Source organism: Streptomyces jeddahensis (assembly GCF_001642995.1).
Classification (GTDB): Bacteria; Actinomycetota; Actinomycetes; order Streptomycetales; family Streptomycetaceae; genus Streptomyces; species Streptomyces jeddahensis.
This window is the reverse complement of record NZ_LOHS01000027.1, coordinates 57,725-83,553: the sequence shown is the minus strand read 5'-3', so window position 1 is coordinate 83,553 and position 25,829 is coordinate 57,725. Positions and strand designations below refer to the sequence as shown.

The following is a 25,829-nucleotide window of genomic DNA, read 5'->3' as shown; positions in this document are numbered from 1 at the left end:
TGTCACCCGCCGGACGGCACCCCCGCATCCGATTAACGGCCGCGAAGCTCGCGGTACTTGGCGACCAGCGCCTTGGTGGACTCGTCGAGCCCCGGCACATCTGCGCCTTCGCTGAGGGCCGGCTCGACGCGCTTGGCGAGGACCTTGCCGAGCTCGACACCCCACTGGTCGAAGGAGTCGATGTTCCAGATCGCGCCCTGCACGAACACCTTGTGCTCGTAGAGCGCGACGAGCTGACCGAGCACGGAGGGCGTGAGCTCGCGGGCCAGGATCGTGGTCGTCGGGTGGTTGCCCTTGAACGTCTTGTGCGGCACCAGCTCCTCCGGCACGCCCTCGGCCCGCACCTCCTCCGGCGTCTTGCCGAATGCCAGCGCCTGGGTCTGCGCGAAGAAGTTGGCCATCAGCAGGTCGTGCTGGGGGACCAGGCCCGGCTGCAGGTCGGCGACCGGGTTGGCGAAGCCGATGAAGTCGGCCGGGATCAGCTCCGTGCCCTGGTGGATCAACTGGAAGTACGCATGCTGGCCGTTGGTGCCCGGAGTGCCCCAGACGACCGGGCCGGTCTGCCAGTCCACCGGCCGGCCGTCGCGGTCCACGTACTTGCCGTTGGACTCCATGTCCAGCTGCTGCAGATACGCGGTGAACTTGGACAGGTAGTGCGAGTAGGGCAGCACCGCATGCGACTGCGCGCCGTGGAAGTTGCCGTACCAGATGCCCAGCAGGCCGAGCAGCAGCGGCACGTTGTGCTCGGGCGGCGCGGCGCGGAAGTGCACGTCGACCAGGTGGAAGCCGTCGAGCATCTCCCGGAAGCGGTCCGGGCCGATGGCGATCATCAGGGACAGGCCGATCGCCGAATCGTACGAGTAGCGGCCGCCGACCCAGTCCCAGAACTCGAACATGTTGGCTGTGTCGATGCCGAACTCGGCCACCTTCTCGGCATTCGTGGACAGCGCCACGAAGTGCTTGGCGACGGCCTCCTGACCGGCCCCCAGCTCGCCCAGCAGCCAGGTGCGTGCGGAGGTCGCGTTGGTGACGGTCTCGATGGTGGTGAAGGTCTTCGACGCGATGATGAACAGCGTCTCGGCCGCGTCCAGGTCCCGCACGGCCTCGTGCAGGTCGGCGCCGTCGACGTTCGAGACGAAGCGCACCGTCAGGTCGCGGTCGGTGAAGGCGCGCAGCGCCTCGTACGCCATGGCCGGGCCGAGGTCGGAGCCGCCGATGCCGACGTTGACGACGTTCTTGATGCGCTTGCCGGTGTGGCCGGTCCACTCGCCGGAGCGGATCCGCTCGGCGAAGGCGCTCATCTTGTCGAGGACGGCGTGGACGCCCGGTACGACGTTCTTCCCGTCGACCTCGATGATCTCGTCACCCGGGGCGCGCAGCGCGACATGGAGCACCGCGCGGTCCTCAGTGGTGTTGATCTTCTGGCCCCGGAACATGGCGTCCCGCAGCCCGAACACGTCCGTCGCGGCGGCCAGGTCGCGCAGCAGGTCCAGCGTCTCGTCCGTGACCAGGTGCTTGGAGAAGTCGACGTACAGATCGCCGACCTGGAGCGTGTACTCCGCGCCTCGCCCCGGATTCGCCGCGAACAGCTCGCGCAGCTGCACCTCCCCCAACTGCTCCCGGTGCTTGGCCAGCGCGGTCCACTCCGGCATCTGGTTGAGCCTGGTACGGGTTGCTGCATTCATCTCGGACTTCAGCCTTCTCTTGTACCTGCGTACGTCCTGCGTACCTTGCCCCGCTGCACTCCCCAACCTAATTGATCAGGCATCGGCACGAGCGCTCTGACCGCCGTTGGCGGGTTGAAGAGCAGGCAACAGGACGGTGACGGACAGGCCGAACAGCGCGGCCGCACACAGCACCGGCGTGTTCAGGCCCCAGGCCGTGGCCACGGCACCGCCCAGCAGCGCACCCAACGGCGCCCCCGCGACCGCCAGGGTGCGGAAGGCCGAACTGATGCGGCCGAGCATCTCCGCGGGCGCCCGCTGCTGCATCAGCGTCGTCGTGCTGACGTTCCACACCATGCCCATGAGACCGAACACCGCCAGACTCACGACCACCGCGGCCAGGCTGCGCACGGTGCCCATCGCCACCAGGGCGACTATCTGCGCCGAGCCCGCGAGGACGACGCTGCGTATACGGCCCACCCTGGCCGCGAGTCGGCCCTGGACCCATCCCCCGGTCAGGCTGCCGACCGCGTACGCCGTCATCGCGGCCGCGTATCCGCCGGTGCCCGCGTCGAGCCAGCCCGTCACGAGGAGCACCATCGTGGCGATCAGTGCCCCCACGCCGATGTTGCACAGGGCCGTCGCCAGGCACAGCCCTCGGAGCGCACGGTCGCGCCACAGTGCCCTCAGCCCGGCGGCGATGTCCCCGCGCAAGGTGCTTCCCGCCGGTCTGGGGTCGCGCTGAGGAGCGGACGTACGCAGCGATGCGACGAGCACCGCCGCCACCAGATAGGTCAGGGCGTCTGCCGCGAAGGGGACGGCCATTCCGGCGAGGATCAGCAGGGGTACCGCGGGCGCCGCGAGCAGACCGCCTGCGATCTGCTGGCCCGTGAGCAGACGTGCGTTCGCGCTGCCCAGTGCCTTCTCGTCCACCAGGGTGGGAAGCAGCGCCGTGGCGGCGTTGTCGAAGAGCGTCTGGAGGGTGGTGAGCGCGAAGGCGAGGGCGATGAGCAGTCCTATCGTCGCGTGCCCCAGCGCCACGGCGGTTGCGAAGCCGGCTACCAGCAGACCCCGCACCACGTCCACACTCCACATGGCGCGCCGCTGGTCGATCCGGTCTGCCACGGCCCCGCCGAGCAGCCCGAAGACGATCCATGGCAGATAGCCGCAGGCCGTCACGGACGCGATCAGCATCGGCTCGTCCGTCAGCGAGGCGGCAAGCAGCGGTAAGGCCGCAGTCCGCAGCGCATCGCCGAATCTCGACAGCACGGCAGCCGTCCACAGGCGCCCGAATCCCCCGCGCCACGTGGGCACGGAGGCAGCCACGGCTTCGGTCGTCGTCACAACGTCCCCTCCCGGTCCAGTACTTCAGAACCGTAGAGGCCGCCACTGACAATCGGCCGCGAGCGAGGGCGGATCGGAGGACCCGCCCGGCTTACTCGGCGGCATCGCATGCGAGGCGATGGCTGGATCCGACGCAGGAAGACGATTGCGGCCGGACACCGCACGTGCGTGCCCGGCTGTGGGTCCCCCCTGCTCGAGCTGAGCCGAGAGCTTGGGGGACTTCAACTCCTAGATCTCGCCCCGGAGTTTGGCGAGCGCCTCGGCGAGGATCGCCTCGCCGTCCGCATCGCTGCGCCGCTCCCGTACGTACGCGAGATGCGTCTTGTACGGCTCGGTGCGCGGCGGGTCCGGCGGGTTGTCCCGGTCCTGTCCTGCTGGGAAGCCGCAGCGGGGACAGTCCCAGGTGTCGGGAACCTGCGCGTCGCTTGCGAAGCTCGGCTGCGTCTCGTGCCCGTTCGAGCACCAGAAGGAGACGCGCAGCCGCGGCGCGGACTCACCGCGCTCGGCCTCGCCCATCGGCCCCGCCCCGACCCGGCTTCCTCGGATCGCGTTGCCACTTGCCACGGTCGTAACTCCCTGCGTGATGGTGCCGCGAAGCACATGGCCTGTCGCTTCGCTGCGGGCGCCTCAGTCTACGTAAGGCCCAACGCGCGTCCAGTGACCGGAGTTACACCCCGTCCAAGACGCAAGCCCCATGATAAGCCGCGCATAAACAACGCGTACCGAGCATGGGGCCTTACGTGAGCTGTGTTCAGTTGTCGATGTGCCGTCGTACCGCCGTGGCGGCGTCAGCTGTTGACCTTCATCAGCAGGCCGAGTACGACAATGCACGCGAACCACAGCAGACCGACCACGACGGTGATCCGGTCCAGGTTGCGCTCGGCGACCGAGGAGCCGCCGACGGACGACTGCATGCCGCCACCGAACATGTCGGAGAGGCCGCCGCCCTTCCCCTTGTGCATCAGCACCAGCAGCATCAGCAGCAGGCTGAAGACGATCAGGGCGATCGAGAACCCCAAAACCACAGCTGGACTCCCTCTCCCGGGGTTTCCCTCGGATCTTGATGAACGACGCGGGGGCCGCGGCGGCACTCGTACGAGACAGCCCCGGCCCCCGCAAGGGTACGACGGATCGCCGCTACCGCCTACTCGCGGCCTGTCGGTTCCCGTCCGCCGCGTGGCTCACTGGTCGCGGAAGCGGACGATCTTGACGAACTCGTCGGCATCCAGCGAGGCGCCGCCGACCAGGGCGCCGTCGACATCGGGCTGCGCCATGATCGCGGCGACGTTCCCGGCCTTCACGGAGCCGCCGTACTGGATACGGACCTTGTCGGCCAGCTCCTGCGAGTACAGCTCGGCGAGGCGGCCGCGGATCGCCCCGCAGACCTCCTGGGCGTCCTCGGGCGTGGCGACCTCGCCGGTGCCGATCGCCCAGACCGGCTCGTACGCGATCACGATGGACTCGGCCTGCTCGGCCGGGACGTCCTTGAAAGCGCCGTCGACCTGCGCGAGCGTGTAGGAGACCTGGTTGCCCGCCTTGCGGATGTCCAGGCCCTCGCCGACGCAGAGGATCGGGGTCAGGCCGTGCTTGTAGGCGGCCTTGACCTTGGCGTTCACGAGCTCGTCGGTCTCGTTGTGGTACTGCCGGCGCTCGGAGTGGCCGATCGCCACGTATGTGCACTTCAGCTTGGCCAGCATCGAGCCGGAGATCTCGCCGGTGTAGGCGCCGGAGTCCTGCGCCGAGATGTCCTGGGCGCCGTACTTGATCTTCAGCTTGTCGCCGTCGACCAGGGTCTGGACGGAGCGCAGGTCGGTGAAGGGGGGCAGGACGGCGACCTCACAGGCCTCGTAGTCCTTGTCGGCCAGGGCGAAGGCGAGCTTCTGGACGTGCGCGATGGCCTCGAGGTGGTTGAGGTTCATCTTCCAGTTGCCCGCCATCAGCGGGGTGCGGGAGCTCACGGGTGTTCAGTCCTCCAGTGCGGCGAGGCCGGGGAGCGTCTTGCCCTCGAGGTATTCGAGGGAGGCGCCGCCGCCGGTCGAGATGTGGCCGAATGCGTTCTCGTCGAATCCCAGGATGCGGACGGCCGCAGCGGAGTCACCGCCGCCGACGACCGTGAAGGCCTTGGAGTCGAGGAGGGCCTGGGCGACCGCCTTGGTGCCCTCGGCGTAGTCGGGGTGCTCGAAGACGCCCATCGGGCCGTTCCAGAAGACGGTGGCCGCGTCGGCGAGCTTCGAGGCGTAGAGGTTGCAGGTCTCCGGGCCGATGTCGAGGCCCATCCCGTCGGCGGGGATGGCGTCGGCTGCGACCGCGGTGGGGTTGGCCGGGGCCTTGGTCTTCAGGTCTGGGAACTCCGTCGCGACCAGGGCGTCGACGGGCAGGACCAGCTCGACGCCGGTCTTCTCCGCGCGCTCGATGTACTCGATGACGGCCGGGATCTGGTCCTCCTGGAGGAGGGACGTGCCGATCTCGTACCCCTTGGCCTTCAGGAAGGTGTACACCATGCCGCCGCCGATCAGCAGACGGTCGGCCTTGCCGAGCAGCTGGTCGATGACGGCGAGCTTGTCGGAGACCTTGGCGCCGCCGAGCACGACGACGTACGGGCGCTTCACGTCCTCGGTCAGCTTCTTCAGGACACCGACCTCGGTGGCGATGAGGTAGCCCGCGTAGTGCGGCAGGCGCGCCGGGAGGTCGTAGACCGAGGCGTGCTTACGGTGCACGGCGCCGAATCCGTCGCCCACGTAGACGTCGGCGAGGGCGGCGAGCCGGTCGGCGAACTCGCCGCGCTCGGCGTCGTCCTTGCTGGTCTCGCCGACGTTGAAGCGCAGGTTCTCGATCACCGCGACCTGGCCGGGCTCGAGGCCGTTCACCGCGTCGTGCGCGGCGGGGCCGACGGTGTCCTCGGCGAAGGCGACGGGCTTGCCGAGCAGTTCGCCGAGCCGCTCGGCGGCGGGCAGCAGCGAGAACGCCGGGTCCGGGGCGCCCTTGGGGCGGCCCAGGTGGGAGGCGACGACGACCTTGGCGCCCGCGTCGGCGAGGGCCTTCACGGTCGGCAGGACCGCGCGGATACGGCCGTCGTCGGTGATCCGGCCCTCGGCCAGCGGCACGTTGAGGTCGGCGCGGACGAAGACCCGCTTGCCGTCGACGCCTTCGGCGAGAAGTTCGTCGATCGTCTTCATGGAGTGACTCCTAAGGGAAAGCTCTGGACTCGTACAACAGGGCCCGGGTAGCGCGGCGTTGCGCTGCCCGAGCCCTGGTGCTCACATCGGAGTGCCTGCCGTGTCAGATACGGATCAGAGCTGGCCGCCGACGAAGACCGTGAGGTCGACGAGGCGGTTGGAGTAGCCCCATTCGTTGTCGTACCAGCCGATGACCTTCACGTTCTTGCCCTCCTGGACCATGGTCAGGGAGGAGTCGAAGGTGCAGGACGCCGGGGCGTTGACGATGTCGGAGGACACGATCTGGTCCTCGGTGTAGTCGAGGAGGCCCTTGAGCTCGCCCTCGGCGGCCTTCTGGAAGGCGGCGTTGACCTCTTCCTTGGTGACCTCGCGGCCGAGCTCGACGACCAGGTCGGTGACCGAGCCGGTCGGGACCGGGACGCGCATCGCGATGCCGTCGAGCTTGCCCTTGAGCTGCGGCAGGACCAGCGCGGTGGCCTTCGCGGCACCCGTGGTGGTCGGGATGATGTTCTCGGCGGCGGCACGGGCGCGGCGCAGGTCCTTGTGCGGGAAGTCCAGGATGCGCTGGTCGTTCGTGTACGCGTGCACCGTGGTCATCAGACCCTTGACGATGCCGAAGTTCTCGTCGAGGACCTTCGCCATCGGCGCCACACAGTTGGTGGTGCAGGAGGCGTTGGAGATGACGTGGTGGTTCGCCGGGTCGTACTTGTCCTGGTTGACGCCCATCACGATGGTGATGTCCTCGTTCTTGGCCGGGGCCGAGATGAGGACCTTCTTGGCGCCGCCGGCGAGGTGCTTGGCGGCGTCGTCGCGGTTGGTGAAGATGCCGGTCGACTCGACGACGATGTCGACGCCCAGCTCGCCCCACGGGATGTCGGCGGGGTTGCGCTCGGACAGCACCTTGATCGTGTGGCCGTCGACGGTGATCGTGTCGGCGGTGTGCGACACCTCGGCCTTGAGGCGTCCCAGGATGGTGTCGTACTTCAGCAGGTGAGCGGTGGTCGCGGTGTCACCCAGGTCGTTGACAGCCACGATCTCGATGTCTGCACCCTGCTCCAGCAGCGCGCGGAAGTAGTTACGACCGATGCGGCCAAAGCCGTTGATGCCTACGCGGATCGTCACGAACCGATCTCCTCGTTAGGTACGCCGGTTTTCGACGCCGGCGAGTTGTATAGGGATGTCCCCGACCGCCTATGACCCTACCTCTCCAGGGGCCCCGAAGTGACATCGAGAGGGCCCCGACGCGACACGTACGACGCGTACCAGCCAGTAGGGGCATTGCCCGCTGTTTCAAGGGCTGACGGCCGAGAGTCGGCCCGCTCCGATGAGCGGGACCGGCACTGGTTCGGCTCCTCGGCGACCGCGCCCCGGAGCACCTTGACGGCACCCGCCGCCGGGTCTGATCGGCACTCGCGGCCGAAGCGTCTGGGTCTGGCCGTCGGCCGCGCTACCGGATACGGCGCCGCGCGTCAACGGCGCCCACGTGTGACGGGTGACCTACGGCGCCCGCTTCCGAAGTGGGGGCAGAAGCCGGGGCGTTGGGTTCCGCGTCCGAGGGCCGGCCCTCAGCCCGCGAGGTTGTCCGCCATCTCCTCCGAGAGGTTGGACTCCGTCCCCGGGATGCCCAGGTCCTGGGCTCGCTTGTCGGCCATGGCCAGCAGGCGGCGGATGCGGCCGGCGACGGCGTCCTTGGTCAGCGGCGGGTCGGCGAGCGCGCCGAGCTCCTCCAGGGACGCCTGCTTGTGCTCCATGCGCAGCCGGCCGGCGGCCGCGAGGTGTTCGGGCACCTCCTCGCCGAGGATCTCCAGGGCGCGCTGGACGCGGGCGCCGGCGGCCACTGCGGCGCGGGCCGAGCGGCGCAGGTTGGCGTCGTCGAAGTTGGCGAGGCGGTTGGCGGTGGCACGGACCTCGCGGCGCATCCGCCGCTCCTCCCAGGCCAGCACCGACTCATGGGCGCCGAGCCGGGTCAACAGCGCGCCGATCGCGTCACCGTCCCGGACGACGACCCGGTCCACGCCCCGTACCTCACGGGCCTTGGCCGCGATCGACAGCCGGCGGGCCGCGCCGACCAGCGCGAGCGCCGCCTCGGGGCCCGGGCAGGTCACCTCGAGCGAGGAGGAGCGGCCGGGCTCGGTGAGCGAACCGTGGGCGAGGAAGGCACCGCGCCAGGCGGCCTCCGCGTCACAGGTGGCCCCCGAGACCACCTGCGGGGGCAGTCCGCGGATGGGGCGGCCGCGGCCGTCCACAAGGCCCGTCTGGCGGGCCAGCTGGTCGCCGCCTGCGACCACGCGTACGACATAGCGGGAGCCGCGCCGCAGCCCGCCGGGAGCCATCACGATCAGTTCGGAACTGTGCCCGAAGATCTCGAGGATGTCCCGCTTCAGCCGGCGCGCCGCCATCGCCGTGTCCAGCTCCGCCTCGATCACGATGCGGCCGCTCACCAGGTGCAGCCCGCCCGCGAACCGCAGGATCGCCGAGACCTCTGCCTTCCTGCAGCAGGTCCGGGTGACGGGTAGCCGGGAGATCTCGTCCTTCACCGCTGCCGTCATCGCCATGGGCCGATCCTTCCATGCATCCGAAAAATACGGTCGTACGCGGCAGCCAACAGCTCCGGGTCGTGCCGGGGACTGCCGTCGGTCCGGGCGACCGGCGCCAGCTCGACCGCGGCGCCGAACCGCCTGGCGGCCTCGGTCAGCGACTCGCGGTCGGGCACGGCGGCCTCGTCGGCCAGCACCACGTCCAGGGCGAGTTTAGGGGCGTGTCGTCCCAAAACCTCCAAATGACGCTGCGGGGAGAAGCCAGAGGTTTCGCCGGGCTGCGGGGCCAGGTTGAGTGAGAGGACCCGGCGGGCCTTGGTCTCCATGAGGGCGTCCAGCAGCTCGGGCACGAGCAGATGCGGGATCACGGAGGAGAACCAGGAGCCGGGGCCGAGCACCACCCAGTCCGCGTCGAGGACGGCGGCGACGGCCTCGGGGACGGCGGGCGGGTCGTTCGGCACGAGGTGCACCGACTGCACCTCGCCCGGGGTGAGCGCGACGGTGGCCTGGCCGCGGACCGTCTCGACCTCGTCGGGCCGCTCCGGGTCATGGCCGCGTACGAGTGCCTGGAGTTCCAGCGGCACCGCGGACATCGGCAGGACGCGGCCGTGCGCGCCCAGCAGCTTGCCGACCAGGTCGAGGGCCTGGACATGGTCGCCGAGCTGCTCCCACAGGGCGACGATCAGCAGATTGCCGACCGCGTGCTCGTGCAGGTCCCCCTTGGACTGGAAGCGGTGCTGGATGACGCGGGCCCAGGTCTGGCCCCACTCGTCGTCGCCGCACAGCGCCGCGAGGGCCTTGCGCAGATCGCCGGGCGGCAGCACGCCGAGTTCGTCGCGCAGCCGTCCACTGGAGCCGCCGTCGTCGGCGACCGTGACGACGGCGGTGAGGTCGCCCGTGATGCGGCGCAGCGCGGCGAGCGAGGCGGACAGGCCCATGCCGCCGCCGAGCGCCACGACCTTGGGCTGGGCGCCGCGGCGGCGTACCCTCCCGGCGCCCCCGGTGATCCGGCGGAGCCTCCGCAGCCGGAGATTGGGTTCGCTCACTCGCGCCCCATGTCCCGGTGGACGACGACGGTCTCCACTCCCTCGGAGGCGAGCCGCTTGGCGAGCTTCTCGGACATGGCGACGGAACGGTGCTTGCCGCCGGTGCAGCCGACCGCGATGGTCACATAGCGCTTGCCCTCGCGGCGGTACCCGGCGGCGATGAGCTGGAGCAGCTCCGAGTACTGGTTGAGGAACTCCTTGGCGCCGGGTTGGTTGAAGACGTAGCCGGAGACCTCTTCGTTGAGGCCGGTGTACGGGCGCAGCTCCGGGACCCAGTGCGGGTTCGGCAGGAAGCGGCAGTCGACGACGAGGTCGGCGTCGACCGGCAGGCCGTACTTGTAGCCGAAGGACATCACCGTGGCGCGGAGCTCCGGCTCCTCGTCGCCTGCGAACTGGGCGTCCATCTTGGCGCGCAGCTCGTGGACGTTGAGGCTGGAGGTGTCGATCACCAGGTCGGCGTCGCCGCGCAGCTCACGCAGCAGGTCGCGCTCGGCGGCGATGCCGTCGACGATCCGGCCGTCGCCCTGCAGCGGGTGGGGCCGGCGTACGGACTCGAAGCGGCGGACCAGGGCCTCGTCGGATGACTCCAGGAAAACGATCCGCCGGGTCACGTGCCGGGCCTCCAGGTCGGCGAGCGACTCGCGGAGGTTGTCGAAGAAGCGGCGGCCGCGGACGTCGACGACGACAGCGATCCTGGCGACGTTGCCCTGCGAGCGGGCGCCGAGCTCCACCATCGTGGGGATCAGCGCGGGCGGCAGGTTGTCGACGACGAACCAGCCGAGGTCCTCCAGACACTTGGCCGCCGTGGACCGGCCGGCGCCGGACATTCCCGAGATGATCACCAGCTCGGGGATCGCGGAGTCGGGGACTCCGTTTCCCTCCGTGGTCGTGCCCGTACTCACCTGTGCTCCATGTTCGGGTTGTGCGCTGGGCGCGCTGTGTGCGTTGGGTGCGCTGCCCAGGTCCGGTGCGGCTGGTTCGGTGCTCGCGCCGGGTGCGGGGCTCGCGCTCGGTTCGTTGCCTGCCTTCGGTGCGTGCTGGTCGCTCTGCGCCGGACGGTCGCTGTCGTTACTGTGTGCGCCCTGTCCGTACGCGCCGTGCTCGCTCATGTCTCCTGCCCCCGTCTTTCGTCCGAGGCCCCCGCGGCCTCGGCTTTTTGCCCGGAACCCGCGGATGCGGGCTCCTCGTCCTCAATGATCTCTCCTGTGGCCGTGTTCACGGCCGGTGCGGCAGGCGCCGTACGCGCCAGGGCGCCGAGGATCGTCTCGGCCGTCTTGCGCCCCACGCCCGGAACCTCGCAGATCTGCTCGACGGTCGCCGCCCGCAGCTTCTTCACCGAACCGAAGTGCTTGATCAGTGCCTGTTTCCGGGCGTCGCCCAGGCCCGGAACCTCGTCCAGGGGGCTCGCTTTGAAGCGCTTGGCCCGCTTGGTGCGCTGATAGGTGATCGCGAAACGGTGCGCCTCGTCGCGTACGCGCTGCAGCAGGTACAGGCCCTCGCTCGTGCGCGGCAGGACCAGCGGGTCGCCCTCGTCCGGCACCCACACCTCTTCGAGTCGCTTGGCGAGGCCGCACACGGCGATGTCGTCGATGCCGAGCTCGTCGAGGGCCTTCTTCGCCGCGGCGACCTGCGGCTGCCCGCCGTCGACGACGACGAGCTGCGGGGGGTAGGCGAACCGCTTGGGGCGGCCGATGTCGTCGACCAGGCGCGCGCGGGCATCGTCGCCCTCGGCGCCCGTGAAGGAGCCGTCCACGGCCGGTCCCGCGGAGATGCCGTCCTCAGGCGGCCCCGCGGAGATGCCGTCCTCAGGCGGCCCCGCGGAGATGCCGTTCTCAGCCGGTCCCGCCGAGGAGCCCTCCCCAGGCAGTTCCGCGAAGGAGCCCTCCCCGGGCAGTTCCTCGGACGAGCCTTCCCCGGCCCACTCCCCCGTCTTCTCCTGCTCAGCCAGGTACCGCTTGAAGCGGCGGGTGATCACCTCGTGCATGGACCGGACGTCGTCCTGTCCCGCGAATCCCTTGATCTGGAACCGCCGGTACTCGCTCTTGCGGGCCAGACCGTCCTCGAAGACGACCATGGACGCGACGACGTCGTCGCCCTGCAGATGCGAGATGTCGTAGCACTCGATCCGCAGGGGGGCGCTGTCCAGGTCCAGGGCCTCGGCGATCTCTTCAAGGGCGCGCGAGCGCGTGGTGAGGTCCGATGCGCGCTTGGTCTTGTGCAGGGCGAGCGCCTGCTGGGCGTTGCGCTGCACGGTCTCCATGAGCGCCTTCTTGTCGCCGCGCTGCGGTATGCGCAGCGAGACGTTCGACCCGCGGCGGCCGGTGAGCCACTCCTGCACCGGCTCGGCGGGGTCGGGCAGCGCCGGGACCAGCACTTCCTTCGGGACAGAGTCGCCGGTCTCCTCGCCGTACAGCTGCTGCAGCGCGTGCTCGACCAGGTCACCTGTCGTGACGGCTTCCACCTTGTCGGTGACCCAGCCCCGCTGGCCGCGCACCCGGCCGCCGCGCACGTGGAAGATCTGGACGGCGGCTTCGAGCTCGTCCTCGGCGACCGCCATGAGGTCGGCGTCGGTCGCGTCCGCGAGCACGACCGCGTTCTTCTCCATCGCTTTCTTCAGGGCGCCTATGTCGTCACGCAAGCGTGCCGCCTTCTCATACTCCATCTCCTCGGCGGCATCCATCATCTGCTTCTCCAGACGACGGATGTACGTGCCCGTGCGTCCGGCCATGAAGTCGCAGAACTCCTCGGCGAGTTCGCGGTGCTCGTCGGCGGAGACGCGGCCGACGCAGGGGGCCGAGCACTTGTCGATGTACCCGAGGAGGCAGGGGCGGCCGGTCCTGGCCGCGTTCTTGAAGACGCCCGCGGAGCAGGTCCGTACGGGGAAGACGCGCAGCAGGAGGTCCACGGTGTCGCGGATCGCCCACGCGTGCGCGTACGGCCCGAAGTAGCGCACGCCCTTCTTCTTGTGTCCGCGCATGACCTGGACCCGTGGGAACTCCTCGTTCATGGTCACCGCGAGGTACGGATAGCTCTTGTCGTCGCGGTACTTGACGTTGAACCGAGGGTCGAACTCCTTGATCCAGGAGTACTCCAGCTGCAGCGCCTCGACCTCCGTCGACACCACCGTCCACTCCACGGACGCCGCCGTGGTGACCATGGTGCGCGTGCGCGGGTGCAGGCCCGCGAGGTCCTGGAAGTAGTTCGCCAGGCGCTGGCGCAGGCTTTTCGCCTTGCCGACGTAGATCACACGCCGGTGCTCGTCGCGGAACCTGTAGACCCCCGGCGAGTCGGGGATCTGTCCCGGCTTGGGGCGGTAGCTGGAGGGGTCTGCCATGCCTCACACCCTACTGGCGGGGACCGACAGCGCGGCGTGCCTGCGGAGCTCCCGCCCATCGGACGGGGTGGACGGTCCGGCGTGGACGACCGGGGAACGACCAGCACCAAACCCTCATGGAAGAGACGATGCAGCGTGTACGGGATTCAGGTGGGCGTTTACGCTCGGGCGCAGACGGGATACGTTCCCGCGGGCACCGCAACCGCGTAGGGCGTGCCTGCCGAGGACCGACCCCGCCCGCACCACCCCTGATCAGTGATCACTGCACCTCATGAGAGGCGCTGAGAAAGGAACCGTCTCGTGATCGTCGTCGCCGGTGAGGCCCTGATCGATCTCGTCCCGCAGCCGGGACCGACCGACGGCGGCGGGCTGCCGGACCTCGCCCCGCGCCTGGGCGGCGGGCCCTACAACACCGCTGTGGCGCTCGGCCGGCTCGGCTCCCCCACGGCCTTCTGCTCCCGGGTGTCGGCCGACGCGTTCGGCGAGGCGCTGCTGGGCGGGCTGCGTGCGGCCGGTGTGGACGTGTCGTACGTCCAGCGCGGCCCGGAACCGACGACGCTCGCCGTCGCCTCGATCGGCGCAGATGGTTCGGCCGGGTACTCCTTCTACGTCGAGGGAACGGCGGACCGGCTGTTCTCCGTGCCGGACCGGCTGCCGCCCGGTACGCGCGCGGTGTCCTTCGGAACGTGTTCGCTGGTCCTGGAGCCGGGCGCGACCGCGTACGAGGAGCTGATGCGGGCCGCCGCCGCGCAGGGAGTGTTCACGGCACTGGACCCGAACATCCGGCCGGGGCTGATTCCGGACGCGGACGCGTATCGTGCACGGTTCCGCTCCTGGCTGCCGCACACCGGGCTGGTGAAGCTGTCCGCGGAGGACGCCGAGTGGCTCGGCGGCACGCCGAAGGAGTGGCTGGCGGCGGGCCCCGCCGCGGTCGTGCTGACCCGCGGTGGGGACGGCCTCACGGTCCTGACCAGGGACGGCGGGGAGTTCGCGGTGCCGGGCGTGCGCGTCGACGTCGTCGACACGATCGGCGCGGGTGACACGGTGAACGCCGCGCTGCTGCACCGGCTCGCCGCGCACGACGCGCTGTCCGTGGAGGCTGTGGCGGCGCTCGGCGAGGACGACTGGCACGACATCCTCGGCTTCGCCGCCCGCGCCGCTGCGATCACCTGCTCCCGCCCGGGAGCGCAGCCGCCGTACGCCACCGAACTGGGCCTGTAGGCCAGCGCTGACGGCGACGCATCCTTCAACCTGCTGTGGCCCACGGGGAGTTCCCGTGGGGCACAGCACGTATCCGGGTCGCCTGTCCGGCTCAGCGCACGTATCGAGGGCGTCCGCCGACGGCGCCGGCTCTCCGGGCGCTCAGGCCTTCCGGGACGCCGCCGCCTTCTTGGCCGCGGTCTTGGCCGTGGCCGTCTTCCTCGGCGTGGAGTTGACCGCGACGGTCTTCTTGGCCGCCGTCTTGCGCGGTGCCTTCGTCGACGACGCGTCGCTGATGCGGTCGGCGCCGAGGATCTCGCGCAGGAACTTGCCGGTGTGGCTCGTCGGCACCCCGGCGACCTGCTCCGGCGTGCCCTCCGCGACGACGAGGCCGCCGCCACTGCCGCCCTCGGGTCCCATGTCGACGATCCAGTCGGCCGTCTTGATCACGTCGAGGTTGTGCTCGATGACGATGACCGTGTTGCCCTTGTCGACCAGGTCCGACAGCACCGAGATCAGCTTGCTGATGTCCTCGAAGTGCAGACCGGTGGTCGGCTCGTCCAGGACGTAGACCGTCCGTCCCGTGGACCGCTTCTGCAGCTCGCTCGCGAGCTTCACGCGCTGGGCCTCACCGCCGGAGAGCGTGGGCGCGGGCTGGCCGAGCCGGACGTAGCCGAGGCCGACGTCGTTGAGCGTCTTCAGATGGCGGGCGATCGCGGGCACGGCCTCGAAGAAGCCGAGGGCCTCCTCGATCGGCATGTCCAGCACCTCGGCGATGGACTTGCCCTTGTAGTGAACCTCCAGGGTCTCGCGGTTGTAGCGCGCGCCGTGGCAGACCTCGCACGGCACGTACACGTCCGGCAGGAAGTTCATCTCGATCTTGATGGTGCCGTCGCCGGAGCAGTTCTCACAGCGGCCGCCCTTGACGTTGAAGGAGAAGCGGCCCGGCAGGTAGCCGCGGACCTTCGCCTCGGTCGTCTCCGCGAACAGCTTGCGGACGTGGTCGAAGACGCCGGTGTACGTCGCCGGGTTCGACCGCGGTGTACGGCCGATGGGCGACTGGTCGACGTGCACCACCTTGTCGACGAGGTCGTCGCCGTCCACGCGCGTGTGCCGCCCCGGAACGTTCCGGGCGCCGTTCAGCTCACGCGCGAGGTGCGTGTACAGGATGTCGTTGACCAGCGTGGACTTGCCGGATCCTGACACGCCTGTGACGGCCGTGAGGACGCCGAGCGGGAACGATACGTCGATGTCCTGCAGGTTGTTCTCGCGGGCGCCGTGCACCGTGAGCTGCCGGGTCGGGTCGACGGGACGGCGGATGTCGGGCAGGACGATGGACTTCCTGCCCGACAGGTACTGGCCGGTCATCGACTCGCTGTTGGCCAGCAGCTCGGCGAGCGGGCCGCTGTGCACGACCTTGCCGCCGTGCTCACCGGCGCCGGGGCCGATGTCGACGACCCAGTCGGCGACCTTGATGGTGTCCTCGTCGTGCTCGACGACGATGAGCGTGTTGCCCATGTCGCGCAGCCGGACCAGGGTCTCGATGAGGCGGTGGTTGTCGCGCTGGTGCAGGCCGATCGACGGCTCGTCGAGGACGTAGAGCACGCCGACGAGGCCGGAGCCGATCTGGGTGGCGAGGCGGATGCGCTGGGCCTCGCCGCCGGAGAGCGTGCCGGCCGCGCGGTTCAGCGAGAGATAGTCGAGGCCCACGTCGACCAGGAAGCGCAGCCGCTCGTTGACCTCCTTCAGGACCCGCTCGGCGATCTTCTTGTCACGGGCGCTGAGCTTCAGCTCGCCGAGGAAGTCCGCGCAGTCGCTGATCGACATGGCCGAGACCTCGGCGATGGACTTGTCCATGATCGTGACGGCGAGCACGATCGGCTTGAGGCGCGTGCCCTCACAGGTGGGGCAGGGCACCTCGCGCATGTATCCCTCGAAGCGCTCGCGGCTGGCGTCGCTCTCGGCCTCGCTGTGCCGCCGCTTCACGAAGGGGACGGCGCCCTCGAACGGGGTCGTGTACCGCCGCTCGCGGCCGTAGCGGTTGCGGTATCGCACCTCGATCTGCGTCTTGTGCCCGTACAGCAGGGCCTTCTTGGCGCGCTGCGGCAGCCCTGCCCACGGGATGTCGGTGCGGAACCCGAGGGCGTCGGCGAGCGCGCCGACGAGCCGCCCGAAGTAGTCCTTGGTGTGGCCGTGCGACCAGGGGTGGATGGCCCCGTCGTCGAGGGACTTCTCCTCGTCGGGGACGATCAGCTCGGGGTCGACCTCCATGCGCGTACCGATGCCCGTGCAGTCCGGGCAGGCGCCGAAGGGCGAGTTGAAGGAGAAGGAGCGGGGCTCGAGCTCTTCGAAGGAGAGGTCGTCGTACGGGCAATAGAGGTGCTCCGAGTACATGCGCTCGCGCTCGGGGTCGTCCTCGGGGAGGTCGACGAAGTCGAGCACGACCATGCCGCCGGAGAGGCCGAGGGCCGTCTCGACCGAGTCGGTCAGCCGGCGCTTGGCGCCGTCCTTGACGGTGAGGCGGTCGACGACCACCTCGATGGTGTGCTTCTCCTGCTTCTTCAGCGTCGGCGGATCGCTCAGCTGAATCGTCTCGCCGTCGACGCGCGCGCGGCTGTAGCCCTTCGTCTGAAGGTCGCTGAACAGGTCGACGAACTCGCCCTTGCGCTCGCGCACCAGCGGCGAGAGGACCTGGAAGCGGCTGCCCTCGGGCAGCTCGAGGACCTTGTCGACGATCGCCTGCGGCGACTGCCGGGAGATGGGGCGGCCGCACTCGGGGCAGTGCGGCTTGCCGATGCGCGCGAAGAGCAGGCGCAGGTAGTCGTAGACCTCGGTGATCGTGCCGACCGTCGAGCGCGGGTTGCGCGAGGTCGACTTCTGGTCGATCGAGACCGCAGGCGACAGGCCCTCGATGAAGTCGACGTCCGGCTTGTCCATCTGCCCGAGGAACTGCCGAGCGTATGAGGAGAGCGACTCGACGTAACGCCGCTGGCCCTCGGCGAAGATCGTGTCGAAGGCGAGCGACGACTTCCCCGACCCGGACAGACCCGTGAAGACGATGAGGGAGTCGCGCGGGAGGTCGAGGGAGACGTTCTTCAGGTTGTGCTCGCGCGCTCCACGGACGATGAGACGGTCGGCCACGCCGGTCCGCACCTTTCTTGAGAGAAGCGACAGGGGCGGGGCCCCCGTCTCTCACAGACTAGGGGGAGCCACCGACAGCGCCGGACTGGTTTCGCTGGTTGGTAACAATCCCGGGCCTTCCAGCATGCCCGACGACGCACTCGACCCTATAGCACGTGCATTCGATTTTGGTCGGCGCTCCACCACCTTCACCCGAACGTGTGGCAGGACTATCGTCGGCCCCATGAACGATCATGTGCGCGACCTGGCGTCTGTACGTGACGCGACCGACCGGCTGCTGACCGCAGCCGCCACACTGGACAACGCTTCCGTCGCCGAGCCGTCACGGCTTCCCGGCTGGACCCGCGGCCACGTCCTCGCCCACCTCGCCCGCAACGCGGACGCGCTCGTGAACGTCCTCGAGGGGCGTCCGATGTACGCGGACGCCCAGCAGCGTGAGGCCGACATCGAACGGGACGCCCCGCGCGGGCTCGAGGAACAGCTCACGGACGTGCGCGACAGTGCCGCCCGCTTCCAGGAGGCGTGCGCGGCGCCCGCGGACTGGTCCCGCACGGTGGAGCTGCGGAACGGCGTGACGGATATCGCGTCGCAGGTCCCGTTCCGGCGGTGGATCGAGGTCGAGCTGCACCACGTGGATCTGGGCATCGGGTACGAGCTGGAGGATCTGTCGGAGGAGTTCACGCAGCGCGAGATCAACTTCCTCGCCCATCGGTTCCGCCACCATCCCGGCGTACCCGCGCTGTTGATCAAGCAGGACGACGGCCGCGCGCTGGGCACCGGGGCCGTCGAGGGCCTCAGCCTGGAAGAGATCGAGCGCGGCCGTGAGCCCCGGTTCGACCTCACGGTCAGCGGCCGCCGTGCCGATCTGCTCGGCTGGCTGGCCGGGCGCCGCGACGGATCCTCACTGACCACGGACGGCGGCCCGCTCCCCGTACTGCCACCGCTGTGATCCGCTGAGTAGGCTGACTGCCATGACGTACAGCGGAGCGGTGAAGGTCGGCGGACCTGCGGACGTGCACGAGTTGCAGGACCTGATGATCTCCAAGGTCGCGGTCGGCCCGATGGACAACAACGCCTATCTGCTGCGCTGCCGGGCCACGGACGAGCAGCTGCTGATCGACGCGGCCAACGACCCCGAGACGCTGCTGACGCTGATCGGTGACGACGGCATCGCGTCCGTCGTCACCACCCACCGCCACGGCGACCACTGGCAGGCGCTGGCGCAGGTGGTCGAGGCCACGGGCGCACGCACCTACGCCGGGCGGTACGACGCGGAGGGCATCCCCGTCCCGACCGACGTGCTGGTCGAGGACGGCGACACGATCCGCGTGGGCCGCGTCGAGCTCACGGCCCGCCACCTGGTGGGGCACACCCCCGGCTCCATCGCCCTCATCTACGACGACCCGCACGGGCACCCGCACGTATTCACGGGCGACTGCCTGTTCCCGGGCGGCGTCGGCAACACGTGGAAGGACCCGAAGGCCTTCGCCAGCCTCATCCACGACGTGGAAACGAAGATCTTCGACCCGCTGCCGGACGAGACGTGGGTGTACCCGGGGCACGGCAACGACACGACGCTCGGCGCGGAGCGCCCGCATCTGTCGGAGTGGCGCGCGCGGGGCTGGTGACCGGGCGTCACCTGCCCCGCGCGCGTACGGCTGCGGCCCTGCCTGCTGCGGTTCGGCAGCGCCCTGAAGGGGCGCGGGGAACTGCGCGACCAGCCACGACGGCGCCGCAGACGACCGACGGCACATCGCGGTCGCGGCACTCCCAGCGAAGCGCTAGCGCACGGCGTCCAGCCGAGCCCGCTGCTCCTCCGTCAGCTCCAGGTCCACCGCGGCCAGGTTCTCCTCCAGCTGCGCCACCGACGACGCCCCGGCCAGCGGGATCACCGGCAGGCTGCCGCCGATCTGCCAGGCCAGCACGACCTGGTTGACGGTCGCGCCGGTCTCCTGCGCGACCTCGCGCAGCACCGCGAGGCGGGCGGGTGTCCCCGGGTGCTCGTAGTCCGGCGGCAGCCTGTCCTCCTTGGTGTAGGCGCCCTTGAGCAGGGGCGAGTAGGCGACCAGGGTCAGGCCGGGCTCGGACCGCAGATAGCTCAGCAACTCCGCTCCGGCATGGCCGAGGCTGCCGTCCGGGAAGAGCGGCTCGGGCACGTCGGTACGCGGCCGGAGGTGGCTGTGCTGGTACTGCAGAACCTCGTAGCCTGGCAACCCGCCCGACGCGGCGAGAGCACGGGCCCGCTCCACCCGCCAGATCGCGTGGTTGCTCACCCCGAGCAGCCCCACCGTCCCCTCGGCCACCAGCTCGGCGAAGCCTTCGACCGTGTCGCGCAGGGGAACGCTCCGGTCCTCGATGTGCGCGTAGAGGAGATCGATCCGGTCGACCCCGAGCCGCTCCCGGCTACGCTCTGCGGACTCCCGGATCACCTTCCGGGACAGCCCCTCCGGATTGTCGACATAGCCGGTGCCGGGCGCGAGCGGCCGCGCGCCCAGCTTCGTGGCGATGACGATCTCGTCGCCGATGCCCCGGCTACGCCGCCAGCGCCCGAGCAGCTCCTCACTCTGCCCGCCCTGGCTGCCGTCGATCCAGAAGGCGTAGTTGTCGGAGGTGTCGATGAACGTCCCGCCGGCCTCGACATAGCGGTCCAGGATGGCGAAGGAGGTCTTCTCGTCGGTCACGGAGCCGAAGAGCATCGCGCCGAGAGCGAGCACGCTCACCTCGCGGCGGGTCTGCGGATCGCTGCCTATGGTGCGGTATTTCACGGGGTCCCCTCCCGTTCGGGCTCGTCGTCCCGGGCTTTGAACAGGAGTCTGCGACTTGGAGCGCAGGCGAAGGCAAGGCCTTCACGGAATGGCGGCTCCTGCGGCGGGCGGTGATTACGCCTCGCGCTGCCCGACCAGCGCGGCCACCCGTTCGACGGCGAACGCGTACCCCTGGACGCCGCATCCCGCGATGACGCCGTCCGCACGCAGTGAGACGTACGAGTGGTGCCGGAACTCCTCGCGCTGGTGGATGTTGGAGATGTGGACCTCCAACACCGGCATGCCGTCACAGGTGTTGAGCGCATCCAGGATCGCCACGGAGGTGTGGGAGTAGGCGGCCGGGTTGATCACGATGCCGACGTGGTTCTGGCGGGCCTCGTGGATCCAGTCGACCAACTCGCCCTCGTGGTTCGACTGACGGAAGTCGACGGTGCCGCCGTGCGCGGCCGCCGCCTTGGCGCACAGCGCCTCGACGTCGGCGAGGGTGTCGGAGCCGTAGATCTCCGGCTGCCGCTGGCCGAGGAGGTTCAGGTTGGGCCCGTTGAGGATCATGATGGGGGCGCTGGCGAGGGTGCGGGGCACGGGGGCCTCCTGTCGGATCGGCGGCTGCATTCGGCCTGGGGCCTGCGGCTGCGTACGGCGGCTGCGTTCGGTGCTGTCGAGACCCGGTCTATCACGGTGCCCGCAGGCCGCCGCCCTCGGATGGAGCGCCGCTTGCTACGGAGTGATCGCCAGCTCCAAGTACGCAGCGAACAGCACCAGGTGGACACCGCCCTGCAGCGGGGTGGCGCGGCCCGGCACAACGGTGAGGATGCTGACGCCGATCGTGAGGGCGAGCAGCACCAGGTGGACGGCACCGAGACCCAGGACGAGCGGCCCCGACAGCCAGATCGATGCGAGCGCCACGGCGGGAATGGTCAGCCCGATGCTGGCCATCGCCGATCCCAGGGCCAGGTTCAGACTGGTCTGCACACGGTCGCGGCGGGCGGCACGCAACGCGGCGATGGTCTCGGGCAGCAGCACGAGCAGCGCGATGATGACGCCGACCACGGAGTGCGGCATTCCGGCCGCCTCCACGCCGGACTCGATGGTCGGTGACACGCCCTTCGCGAGGCCGACGACGCCGACCAGGGCACACGCCAGCAGAAGCAGGCTGATGAGGGCGATCCGGGCCGACGGGGCTTCGGCGTGCTGGTCCGCGTCGATCACCTCGCCCTTCCGGGTCATCGGAAGGAAGTAGTCGCGGTGCCGGACCGTCTGCGTGGCCACGAACAGCCCGTAGAGCACCACCGAGGCGACCGCTGCGAAGACGAGCTGGGCCGTGGAGAACTCAGGACCCGGCTTGCTCGTCGTGAAGGTCGGCAGCGCCAGGCTGAGGGTGGCCAGCGTGGCCACGGTCGCGAGGGCGGCGCCCGTGCCCTCCGGGTTGAACACCGCCACGCGATGGCGCAGTGCACCCACCAGCAGGGTCAGGCCGACGATGCCGTTGCACGTGATCATTACGGCGGCGAAGACGGTGTCCCGGGCGAGCGTGGCGCTCTTGGCGCCGCCGTCAGCCATGAGGGCGACGATCAGCGCGACTTCGATGACCGTCACCGCCACGGCGAGGACGAGCGAGCCGAAGGGTTCGCCGACCCGGTGTGCGACGACCTCGGCGTGGTGCACGGCGGCGAGCACAGCGGCGGCGAGCACCACCGTCAGGAGGACGACGACGGCTCCGGGAACGGAACGTCCCCAGGTGGAGACCAGCAACAGCACTGCGAACAAAGGCACGACGGTCGTCCAGTGCGCCGCCAATTCCCGGAGCCGTACGATCATGATGTTGATGCTTTCAGACGAGTACAGATGGTGCATTCCAGGCATGCCCGGCGAGCCCCGGGCGCTTTGCTCACGAGCGCCTGCTGATGAGTGCCTCCTGTCGAGCGCCTCTCTGCCTACCGGGCGCCTTCCTGCCTACCGGGCGCCTTCCTGCCTACCGGGCGCCTTTCTGCCTAACGGACGCTTTCCGTCGCCGACCGACGGCGCTATGAGCGGTGAACCGCGGCTGGCGATAGCGCCGCGGCCACTCACGCTTCCCCGGCCGGTGGCACCGTCGGCGGCCGATTCCTCGGCCGCCGACGGTGCCGGGCGCAATCGCCCGGCACCCGCGGTCAACCGCAGCTGCCGTCAGCTGCCGACGCTGTTCTTCGAGGTCTCCCCCGCCGCTTCGGCGGCCTCGGCCGTCTCCGCGGCCTTCGCCTCAGCCTCGGCCTGCTTCTTGGACGCCATCAGGCTGGTGATCGTCGTGACGATCAGGACGGTGCAGATGACGCCCAGCGAGACCGGAATGGAGATCTCCGGGACGTGCAGGCCCGACTCGTGCAGCGCGTGCAGCACCAGCTTGACGCCGATGAAGCCGAGGATGACCGACAGCCCGTAGCTGAGGTGGACCAGCTTCTTGAGCAGCCCGCCGATGAGGAAGTACAGCTGCCGCAGACCCATCAGGGCAAAGGCGTTGGCGGTGAAGACGATGTACGGGTCCTCGGTGAGACCGAAGATCGCAGGGATGGAGTCCAGCGCGAAGAGCACGTCCGTGGTGCCGATCGCCAGCATCACGACCAGCATCGGGGTCATGACGCGCTTGCCGTTCTGCTGGATCCACAGCTTGGTGCCGTGGTAGCGGTCGGCCACCCCGAAGCGCTTCTCGGCGGCCTTGAGCAGCCGGTTCTCCTCGTACTCCTCGTCCTCCTCGTCGGCCCTGGCCTCCTGGATCAGCTTCCAGGCGGTGTAGATCAGGAAGGCGCCGAATATGTAGAAGACCCACGAGAAGCTCGCGATGATCGCGGCACCCGCCGCGATGAACACCGCGCGCAGGACCAGGGCGATCAGCACACCGATGAGCAGCACGCGCTGCTGGTACTGCGTCGGCACCGCGAACTTCGCCATGATCAGGACGAAGACGAAGAGGTTGTCGACGCTCAGCGACTTCTCGGTGATGAAGCCCGCGAAGAACTCTCCGGCGGGCTGACCGCCCCCGAAGATCAACAGGCCGACGCCGAACAGGGCCGCCAGGACGATCCAGACGACCGTCCAGATTCCGGCTTCCTTGATCGATACGTCATGGGGTTTGCGGCCGATGAAGAAATCGACCGCGATCAGGGCACTCAGGCCCAGGATCGTGAGGACCCATAGGGTCAGGGAAACATCCACTGCGCCTCCGGCAGTACGTAACGTCATCTTTCAGCGCGTCGCTGCCGGAGGTCTCTTCCACCCAGGAGGCATGTGTCGCGCATGACGCGCGTTCGCCTCGGGCCGACGCCCCGGGACCTGGCCTGGTCCGTATTGACGGGAACGCCGCAGCAGGAGTACTCCCCTCCGCGGGAACCACACTACTTGAATCACCAAGGAAAGGTAAAGGGTGAGGTAAAGCACACCCCAAATCCGCAGGTCAGAGGCGCGCTTTAGCTTCGTTTGGGGGGTCGGATCGGTTGCAGGGTTGACGCCGACAGGGACGACCACGGACTCGGGGAGCCGCCTGCAGCGGGTCCTCAGGGACCCTCACCGGCTCCTCAAGGATTCCACGGGCCGCGCGCGGCGGCGACCTGGTTCAGCACATGGTGCAGGACCTGGCTGCCGGGCGGGACGAGCGGCGGTTCGTACGTCCATGCGTGGCCGACCCAGGGGTCGGCCAGGTGGTCGTCGGGGACCGGCGTCAGGCGCAGCATCGACCGCCACAGCGGGTCGAGCAACGGACCGTACGCCGCGGCGTCCTCGCGGTCGGCCACCAGCATCAGGTGCACACCGACGGCCGGGCCCTCGTCCGCTAGATAGCGCAGCTGTGTCACGGCGCGGTCGTCGAAGGCGCCCGGGAAGTCGTTGACGATCAGCAGCTGCTGTGCGGTGTCCAGGCCGGCCGGCAGTGCGTCCGTGGCGCCGTTGCGTATCGCCATCTGTACGAGGTCCACACGCTGCGTGAGCTGGGCGAGCACGCCGGAGACGCCCGTTAGACCGACGGCCGGCGGCCCGGCCAGCACACCGGCCGCCACGAGTGGCGCGAGCGGCCCGGCACCGGAGCCGGCAGCGTCGATGATGTGCACGGTGAACTCGCCCGCCGGATAGGCGGCGAGCAGACGCGCGGCATGGGCGACGGCCGCGTCCAGGGCGAGGCGGCGCAACTGCCCGGAGTCCGTGAACGACGCGGTGCCCGAAGAGGACCGGCCGCTGTCGATCCACAGGCCGCGCTCCAGCGGCAGCCGCAGGAGCATCGGGATCCGGAGATCGGCGCGCTCGGGCAGATGGAGATCGCCCAGGCGCAGGGCCATCGGTATCTCCGTCGGCGCCCGGTAGGCATGCCAGACCGGGTTGTCCCAGCGGGCGTAGGCAGGGGGCAGGGCGGGCTCGACGACGTCGGCCTCGGCGCGGAGCTGGGCGAGGTCGCGGTCGAGTACCTGCCGGGCCTGGTCCACGAGTCGGGCGTGTCTGGCGCGGGCTGCCTCCCGCGCTGCGTCACCGGCGCCGCCGATGCGGCTGCGCGGGTCGGAGAGGACCTTGTCGAGTTCCTGCTCCATGCGGGAGTCGGCGAAGTCGACGGCGCTGCGGTAGGCCGCGGCCGTGCGGGCGAGGTCCTCGAACATGCCCCACACCTGGTTGTAGAGCCGCTCTTCCATGGACCAGCCCGTGGCGTCGCCCGCGACCGGCTGGGCGGGCTGCCCGGGGCCGGGGGGAGGCGCTGTGGGCGGTGGCGGCGCCGGGGGCGTGGCGGTCTGGCGGCCCGGATGCGTGTAGTTGATGGGGCCGCCTGAAGAGGGAGCCCTGCCGCCGCCTAGTGCGGGCTGCGCGCCCGCCGGTGCAGCCTGGGCGCCGGCTGGTGCGGTTACCGGATCCACGGGGCTGGGCGACCCGGTGGACGGCGCCGCATCCGGAGTGCCCGAGGGAGCCGCAGCCGTGCCGGGTCCGTTCTGGGCACCCGCCTGCGCACTCGTGGCACCCGCTCCAGGTGATGCCGTACGCACCCGTGTCTCGCCCGACGGGCGCGGCGGTGGGGTCGCAACCGCGCGGGCGAGGCCCTGCGTCACCGCGTCGTTGATCGCATGTGCGAGCTGTTGCGCCGCTTCCCCGAGTCCTTGGTCGGTCAGCAGTGCGGCGAGGCCGCCCGCGTACCCCTGTCCGATGGCGCGCACCTTCCAGGCGTCCTGCCGACGGTAGAGCTCCAGGGCGACCACGGCGGACTCCGCGTCCAGCCCCGTGATGGTGTAGCTGGCGACCTCGCTGCCGTCGAGTCCGGTGACCGCCACGAAGGGGGCCGCGAGGGCTCCGAACCGGACTGGGCCCCCGACGCTCACGGGCAGCGCGAGCAGGACACTGACCCGGTGCACCGACTCCGGCAGTACGCCCAGGTCCACCGCGAGGCGGTGGTCGGCCGCGGCCTGCTTGGAGACCTCGAGCCCGGGCAGAATCGGTGACCCGGGATGGACCACCCATTCCGCGCCCGGCACCCTGCCCTGCTCGTCGCCCAGCGTGGCACCCGCCACGACCGGCTTGCCGGCCGACACCCGTATTTCCAGACGGGTCTGGGTGAGGGGGTGATTCTGCCCCCGGACCAGCTCGGCCGTCATCGCCTTCGTCCCCCTCTACGAGCAGCTG

General features: G+C 69.9%; 20 protein-coding genes. 3 read left to right on the top strand and 17 right to left on the bottom strand.

Translation table 11 applies throughout. From position 1 onward, the window contains the following. Nucleotides 1–32: 32 nt before the first annotated feature. The 11 genes from pgi to uvrC all read right to left on the bottom strand — a co-directional run bounded on the left by pgi (nucleotide 33) and on the right by uvrC (nucleotide 13,101). The gene (gene pgi / locus STSP_RS02850) at nucleotides 33–1,685 is read right to left on the bottom strand and encodes a glucose-6-phosphate isomerase (protein WP_067271492.1); all 1,653 of its coding nucleotides are present in this window, start codon (nucleotides 1,683–1,685) and stop codon (nucleotides 33–35) included. A gap of 75 nt (nucleotides 1,686–1,760) precedes the next feature. Continuing rightward, nucleotides 1,761–3,008 (bottom strand): MFS transporter, encoded by a 1,248-nt coding sequence (locus STSP_RS02845; protein ID WP_067271490.1) that lies wholly within the window; start codon nucleotides 3,006–3,008, stop codon nucleotides 1,761–1,763. A 228-nt stretch (nucleotides 3,009–3,236) separates the two neighbouring features. Continuing rightward, nucleotides 3,237–3,572, bottom strand: a complete 336-nt coding sequence (locus STSP_RS02840) for an RNA polymerase-binding protein RbpA (protein WP_078066843.1) — start codon at nucleotides 3,570–3,572, stop codon at nucleotides 3,237–3,239. Nucleotides 3,573–3,796: 224 nt separating this feature from the next. Beyond that, nucleotides 3,797–4,033, bottom strand: coding sequence for a preprotein translocase subunit SecG (gene secG / locus STSP_RS02835; RefSeq protein WP_078066842.1), 237 nt, complete (start codon nucleotides 4,031–4,033; stop codon nucleotides 3,797–3,799). Nucleotides 4,034–4,189: 156 nt separating this feature from the next. Next, the gene (gene tpiA, locus STSP_RS02830; protein ID WP_067271484.1) at nucleotides 4,190–4,966 is read right to left on the bottom strand and encodes a triose-phosphate isomerase; all 777 of its coding nucleotides are present in this window, start codon (nucleotides 4,964–4,966) and stop codon (nucleotides 4,190–4,192) included. Between the two features lie 6 nt (nucleotides 4,967–4,972). Continuing rightward, nucleotides 4,973–6,184, bottom strand: a complete 1,212-nt coding sequence (locus STSP_RS02825) for a phosphoglycerate kinase (RefSeq protein ID WP_067271482.1) — start codon at nucleotides 6,182–6,184, stop codon at nucleotides 4,973–4,975. A gap of 114 nt (nucleotides 6,185–6,298) precedes the next feature. Beyond that, nucleotides 6,299–7,306 (bottom strand): type I glyceraldehyde-3-phosphate dehydrogenase, encoded by a 1,008-nt coding sequence (gene gap, locus STSP_RS02820; RefSeq protein WP_067271479.1) that lies wholly within the window; start codon nucleotides 7,304–7,306, stop codon nucleotides 6,299–6,301. 443 nt (nucleotides 7,307–7,749) lie between these two features. Continuing rightward, nucleotides 7,750–8,739, bottom strand: coding sequence for a DNA-binding protein WhiA (whiA, locus tag STSP_RS02815; RefSeq protein ID WP_067271475.1), 990 nt, complete (start codon nucleotides 8,737–8,739; stop codon nucleotides 7,750–7,752). Continuing rightward, on the bottom strand, nucleotides 8,730–9,767 hold the full coding sequence (locus tag STSP_RS02810) for a gluconeogenesis factor YvcK family protein (RefSeq protein WP_067271472.1): 1,038 nt from the start codon (nucleotides 9,765–9,767) through the stop codon (nucleotides 8,730–8,732). The genes whiA and STSP_RS02810 overlap by 10 nt, the downstream gene beginning before the upstream one ends. Beyond that, nucleotides 9,764–10,876 (bottom strand): RNase adapter RapZ, encoded by a 1,113-nt coding sequence (rapZ, locus tag STSP_RS02805; RefSeq protein ID WP_232789502.1) that lies wholly within the window; start codon nucleotides 10,874–10,876, stop codon nucleotides 9,764–9,766. Before rapZ ends, STSP_RS02810 begins: the two co-directional genes overlap by 4 nt. Then, nucleotides 10,873–13,101 carry an excinuclease ABC subunit UvrC gene (gene uvrC / locus STSP_RS02800; RefSeq protein WP_067271470.1) on the bottom strand — a complete coding sequence of 743 codons (2,229 nt, stop codon included), beginning with the start codon at nucleotides 13,099–13,101 and terminating at the stop codon, nucleotides 10,873–10,875. The genes rapZ and uvrC overlap by 4 nt, the downstream gene beginning before the upstream one ends. Nucleotides 13,102–13,401: 300 nt before the next feature. Here uvrC and STSP_RS02795 point away from each other — a divergent pair, with 300 nt between their 5' ends. Further along, nucleotides 13,402–14,322 (top strand): carbohydrate kinase family protein, encoded by a 921-nt coding sequence (locus tag STSP_RS02795; protein ID WP_067271467.1) that lies wholly within the window; start codon nucleotides 13,402–13,404, stop codon nucleotides 14,320–14,322. A gap of 141 nt (nucleotides 14,323–14,463) precedes the next feature. Here STSP_RS02795 and uvrA read toward each other — a convergent pair whose 3' ends face one another. Next, the gene (uvrA, locus tag STSP_RS02790) at nucleotides 14,464–17,442 is read right to left on the bottom strand and encodes an excinuclease ABC subunit UvrA (protein WP_067271464.1); all 2,979 of its coding nucleotides are present in this window, start codon (nucleotides 17,440–17,442) and stop codon (nucleotides 14,464–14,466) included. A gap of 223 nt (nucleotides 17,443–17,665) precedes the next feature. On the opposite strand from uvrA, the gene STSP_RS02785 reads away from it, so the two are divergent. Together STSP_RS02785 and STSP_RS02780 are read left to right on the top strand one after the other, a co-directional pair. Further along, complete coding sequence (locus STSP_RS02785; RefSeq protein ID WP_067271461.1) at nucleotides 17,666–18,391, top strand: maleylpyruvate isomerase family mycothiol-dependent enzyme; 726 nt, start codon at nucleotides 17,666–17,668, stop codon at nucleotides 18,389–18,391. A 22-nt stretch (nucleotides 18,392–18,413) separates the two neighbouring features. After that, complete coding sequence (locus STSP_RS02780) at nucleotides 18,414–19,070, top strand: MBL fold metallo-hydrolase (RefSeq protein WP_067271458.1); 657 nt, start codon at nucleotides 18,414–18,416, stop codon at nucleotides 19,068–19,070. 153 nt (nucleotides 19,071–19,223) lie between these two features. Here the strand turns inward: STSP_RS02780 and STSP_RS02775 are convergent, their stop codons facing one another. The 5 genes from STSP_RS02775 to STSP_RS02755 form a co-directional block, all read right to left on the bottom strand. Next, on the bottom strand, nucleotides 19,224–20,207 hold the full coding sequence (locus STSP_RS02775; protein WP_067271456.1) for an aldo/keto reductase: 984 nt from the start codon (nucleotides 20,205–20,207) through the stop codon (nucleotides 19,224–19,226). Between the two features lie 114 nt (nucleotides 20,208–20,321). Further along, a complete protein-coding gene (gene aroQ, locus STSP_RS02770) occupies nucleotides 20,322–20,789 on the bottom strand; it encodes a type II 3-dehydroquinate dehydratase (protein ID WP_067271453.1) in 468 nt (155 codons plus the stop codon). Between the two features lie 135 nt (nucleotides 20,790–20,924). Continuing rightward, on the bottom strand, nucleotides 20,925–22,025 hold the full coding sequence (locus STSP_RS02765; RefSeq protein ID WP_067271624.1) for a calcium:proton antiporter: 1,101 nt from the start codon (nucleotides 22,023–22,025) through the stop codon (nucleotides 20,925–20,927). 348 nt (nucleotides 22,026–22,373) lie between these two features. After that, nucleotides 22,374–23,396 (bottom strand): TerC family protein, encoded by a 1,023-nt coding sequence (locus STSP_RS02760; protein ID WP_067271452.1) that lies wholly within the window; start codon nucleotides 23,394–23,396, stop codon nucleotides 22,374–22,376. A 359-nt stretch (nucleotides 23,397–23,755) separates the two neighbouring features. Then, nucleotides 23,756–25,801 (bottom strand): TerD family protein, encoded by a 2,046-nt coding sequence (locus STSP_RS02755; RefSeq protein WP_067271449.1) that lies wholly within the window; start codon nucleotides 25,799–25,801, stop codon nucleotides 23,756–23,758. Nucleotides 25,802–25,829 lie beyond the last annotated feature (28 nt).